Source organism: Variovorax sp. P4_D9 (assembly GCF_056401695.1).
The window spans coordinates 1-3736 of the sequence record NZ_JBFUIU010000842.1 but is presented as its reverse complement, the minus strand read 5'-3'; the positions used below and the strand labels follow the sequence as shown (position 1 = coordinate 3736).

Annotated in this window: 5 protein-coding genes and 1 tRNA gene; 2 read left to right on the top strand and 4 right to left on the bottom strand. The window is 67.3% G+C overall.

All coding sequences use genetic code 11. The features are described from left to right. Window positions 1-818: alcohol dehydrogenase catalytic domain-containing protein (locus tag AC1DY5_RS46550; protein ID WP_478121152.1), on the top strand; the 818-nt coding region annotated here is incomplete at its 5' end. Between the two features lie 21 nt (window positions 819-839). On the opposite strand, the gene AC1DY5_RS46545 is transcribed toward AC1DY5_RS46550, so the two are convergent. Next, the gene (locus tag AC1DY5_RS46545) at window positions 840-2240 is read right to left on the bottom strand and encodes a phenylacetate--CoA ligase family protein (protein ID WP_478121151.1); all 1401 of its coding nucleotides are present in this window, start codon (window positions 2238-2240) and stop codon (window positions 840-842) included. A 231-nt stretch (window positions 2241-2471) separates the two neighbouring features. Between AC1DY5_RS46545 and AC1DY5_RS46540 the strand changes: the two genes are divergently transcribed. Continuing rightward, entirely contained in the window at window positions 2472-2609 is a 138-nt protein-coding gene (locus AC1DY5_RS46540; protein WP_478121150.1) for a hypothetical protein, read from the top strand. Between the two features lie 102 nt (window positions 2610-2711). Here the strand turns inward: AC1DY5_RS46540 and AC1DY5_RS46535 are convergent. The 3 genes from AC1DY5_RS46535 to AC1DY5_RS46525 all read right to left on the bottom strand — a co-directional run bounded on the left by AC1DY5_RS46535 (window position 2712) and on the right by AC1DY5_RS46525 (window position 3720). Then, window positions 2712-2788 (bottom strand) — tRNA-Pro (locus tag AC1DY5_RS46535). 26 nt (window positions 2789-2814) lie between these two features. Beyond that, a complete protein-coding gene (locus tag AC1DY5_RS46530; RefSeq protein ID WP_478121149.1) occupies window positions 2815-3285 on the bottom strand; it encodes a MerR family transcriptional regulator in 471 nt (156 codons plus the stop codon). Between the two features lie 63 nt (window positions 3286-3348). Beyond that, complete coding sequence (locus AC1DY5_RS46525; RefSeq protein ID WP_478121153.1) at window positions 3349-3720, bottom strand: integration host factor subunit alpha; 372 nt, start codon at window positions 3718-3720, stop codon at window positions 3349-3351. Between the last annotated feature and the right edge of the window lie 16 nt (window positions 3721-3736).

The window sequence follows — 3736 nt, the reverse complement described above, 5'->3', positions numbered from 1 at the left end:
TGCCTGGCCATGAGATCGTCGGCGAGGTCGAGGCGCTTGGCGCGGGCGTCCAGGGGCATCGCATGGGCGACCGGGTCGGCGTTCCCTGGCTCGGCCACAGCTGCGGGCATTGCGCTTTCTGCATCGAGGGTCGGGAGAACCTCTGCGACACCCCGCGCTTCACGGGCTACCACCGCGACGGCGGCTTCGCGAGCCACGTCCTGGCCGAGGCCGATTTCTGCCTGCCCCTGGGATTGCTGACGCCGCAGCCGGCCCGGATCGCCCCCCTGCTGTGCGCCGGCCTGATTGGATGGCGCTGCCTGAAGGTGGCCGGCAGCGGCAAACGCCTCGGCCTGTACGGTTTCGGCGCCGCCGCCCACCTGATCGCGCAGGTGGCCGTCGGCCAGGGGCGCCGGGTCTTCGCGTTCACTCGGCTGGGGGACACTGAAAGCCAGGCCTTTGCCCGCAGCCTCGGCGCCGAGTGGTCGGGGGGCTCGGACGAGTTTCCGCCAGAGGCACTGGATGCGGCGATCATCTTCGCGCCCGCCGGCGAATTGGTGCCRACCGCCTTGCGGGCGGTTCGCAAGGGCGGGCGGGTGGTCTGCGGCGGCATCCACATGAGCGACATCCCCGCTTTCCCGTACCGCTTGCTCTGGGAGGAGCGCGAGCTGGTCTCGGTGGCCAATCTCACACGCGCCGACGCCCATGAATTCCTGGCGCTGGTGCACGCGCATCCGCCGCAGGTCCACGTCACCACCTACCCGCTGGAACAGGCCAACGAAGCGATGGCAGACCTGCGGGCCGGCCGGCTGCAGGGCGCGGCGGTGCTGCTGCCCTGAGCAGCCGCGGCTGCGCGGCGCTCAATCCGGCGTCGCCACCACGCGCAGCACCTTGCCGCTGCGGCCGGCGTGGCCGGGTTCGCCGCTTCGGCAACGGACATGTACGCCCACCGCGCCCTGGGCATCGAGGAACTCGCCGAGCACCCGGCGCGCCCGCTGCAGCACGCGCTCGGCCTCGGTACCCGACAGGCCGGTGCGCAGGAGCAGCTTGCAGGGCCCTTCCTGCACGAGTTGGAAGTCGAACAGGCCGGCCTCCTCTTCGAGCATCGTGCTGAGCGCCAGGGGAAGCACGCTGACCGAGCCTGAACTGGCGCGGCCCAGATGCAGCGTGTCCTCGCTGCGGCCCTGCACGTCGATCACCGGCAGGCAGGAGCCGCACGGACATGCGCCTTCGTGCACCGTGACGCGATCGCCCAGGTCGTAGCGGATCAGGGGCTGCACATGGTTCGCCAGGTTGGTCAGCAGCGTCGTCGCCGCCGTCGCGCCGGGCGCCACGGCACGGCCCTGTGCGTCCACCGGCTCGAGAATCACCCAGTCGCTGTTGAGATGCAGGTGACCGTGCTCGCACTCGGACGCCAGCGACAGGAACTCCGAGGCGCCGTAGCTGTTGGCGACGGGACAGCCGAAGGCCCGCTTCACGAACTCGCGCTTGGCCGGCGACAGGTCTTCACCGCCGGTCCACACCTCGCCCGGTGAGACGCGGAGTCGCCCGCCCATTCGTTCCTCGCCCAGCAGCACGGCCGCGCTGGGATAGGTGGCGATAACGGTGGGGGCGAAGGCGTTCAGTTCCGCCACGATGCGGTCGACCGGCTGCAGGAAGGAGATGCTGCGCATGCGCATCGAGAAGGCCGGATTGAGACGCCGCAGGCGCTCGATCGACACGGTGCTCGCGAAGTGCCCGCCGGTCGCGCCGACGAAAGCGATGCGATCGGCCAGCCCAAACGGATCCAGCAGGCGTTGCAGCGGCCGCAGGGCCGGCCGGCGCAGCGCCTCGAGCGCATCGTAGACCGCCATTGCCGTCGCATCCTGCACGAAGATGCCGGGATCGCCGCTGCTGCCCGAGCTTTCCCACACCACGTAGCGTCCGAGAAAGGGTTCGGCGATGCGCTGCCGGTCGGCCACGAAGCGGCGCATGTCGTCCAGCCGGAGACCGGGGTCGGCCACCCAATCGTCGAAATCCTGCATCAGGTCGGACTTGTGCGCCACCGGCAGGTCCGCGAGACGCAGGCTGCCCAGGTCGCGCCCTTCCAGCAGGCGACGGTGCAACGGCGACCGCAGCCTCGCCGAGGCGAGCAATTCGCCCAGGCGACGTGCCTGTCGGGCGGCGATCGCGTCGGCGGATGCATGCGAGGCCAGTGCGACATCCATCGCCACCGCCCCGGTCAACCAGGGATCGACCGGCACCGGCGGGGCCGGGCTCATGCTGGCCTCGCGCCCGTGCCGTCGAACAATCCAGGGGTCATCGTCGCTCCTTCGCAGCATGGGAGCTTGGCAGTCGACGCGCGCATCGACTTGATGCGCATCAAGGGAACGCCGCTCCACGCAAGCTTGACCCAGCGCAAGCCCGCTCTCGCGTGGCGCGCGCACCATGGAAGCATTCCACTCGCAAGGAGTTCGCGCAATGATTCACAACGTCGGGAGCATCGAATCACCATGAAAGTCACGGCCCCTTCGAAAGTGCAAGGCGGCGCGCGCGCCGTCGGAATGACGGCGGCAGCCCTGGCGCTGCTGGGAGCCGGGGTGCTGTGGCTCGCGCTCAATGCGTTCGTCACATGGGTCACGCGTGATTGAGCCGGTCTCATCGCCGGCTTCATCAAGCCCCCCGAATTCGCCTCGTGCAAAGAAAAGCGGCCTACGCCTTGTGGGCGTAAGCCGTTGATCTATCTCACGATTTGGTCGGTGTGAAAGGATTCGAACCTTCGACCCCTTGCACCCCATGCAAGTGCGCTACCAGGCTGCGCCACACACCGAAGCTCTCGATTATAGCGGCCTGAACTCAGTGACTCGAGCCGAGCAGCTCACGAATTTCAATCAGTTCGCGCCGCAGCTGGACCAACTGCGACAGATCGATGGTCCTGCCGGATGTCTCGTTGCCCTCGTGCACCTCCATGTCGTCCTGCAACGCGGCGTCGAACTCCTCCTGGTCGATCTCGATCGCCTCCATGCCTTCGAGCGGGACCTCGCCCGTCTTGCGGCGGTCGCGCTCGGACTGCACCAGTTCCTGCAGCTTGTTGCGCGCGCCGCTGATCGTGAAGCCCTGGTCGTAGAGCAAGTCGCGAATGCGTCGGATCATGAGCACCTCGTGGTGCTGGTAGTAGCGCCGGTTGCCGCGCCGCTTCATCGGGCGCAGTTGCGTGAACTCCTGCTCCCAGTAGCGCAGCACATGCGGCTTGACGCCACAGAGTTCGGCCACCTCACCGATCGTGAAGTAGCGTTTGACAGGGATCGGCGGGAGGGTTTTCTCCATTGAAATCAAGACAGTGCGAGCGAAACCTCATAGGTTACTCCACCGGCGCACGGAGCACCAATGTTATTCGGCGCCCAAGCTCCATTCGACCTCTTGCGGTGCTGCGTCGCCGATGCTTCCGTGGATTTGTTCCTTGAGCTTGGCGCTCGCGTGGAAGGTCGCCACGCGCCGCTCGCCGATCGGAATGGCCTCGCCAGTGCGCGGATTGCGCCCCGGCCGCGGCGCCTTGACGCGGATCTGAAAGTTGCCGAAACCGGAGATCTTGACGTCCGTGCCCTCGATCAGGCTGTTGGCGATCAGATCGAAGAAGGCTTCGACCATGTCCTTGGACTCGCGCTTGTTCAAGCCGATCTGCTCGAACAGCAGGTCGGCCAGGTGCGCCTTGGTCAGCGCCGGTGTTTCGAGGGCCTCGAGCGTGAATTCCATGGCATTCATACCCGCAGTCGGGCAC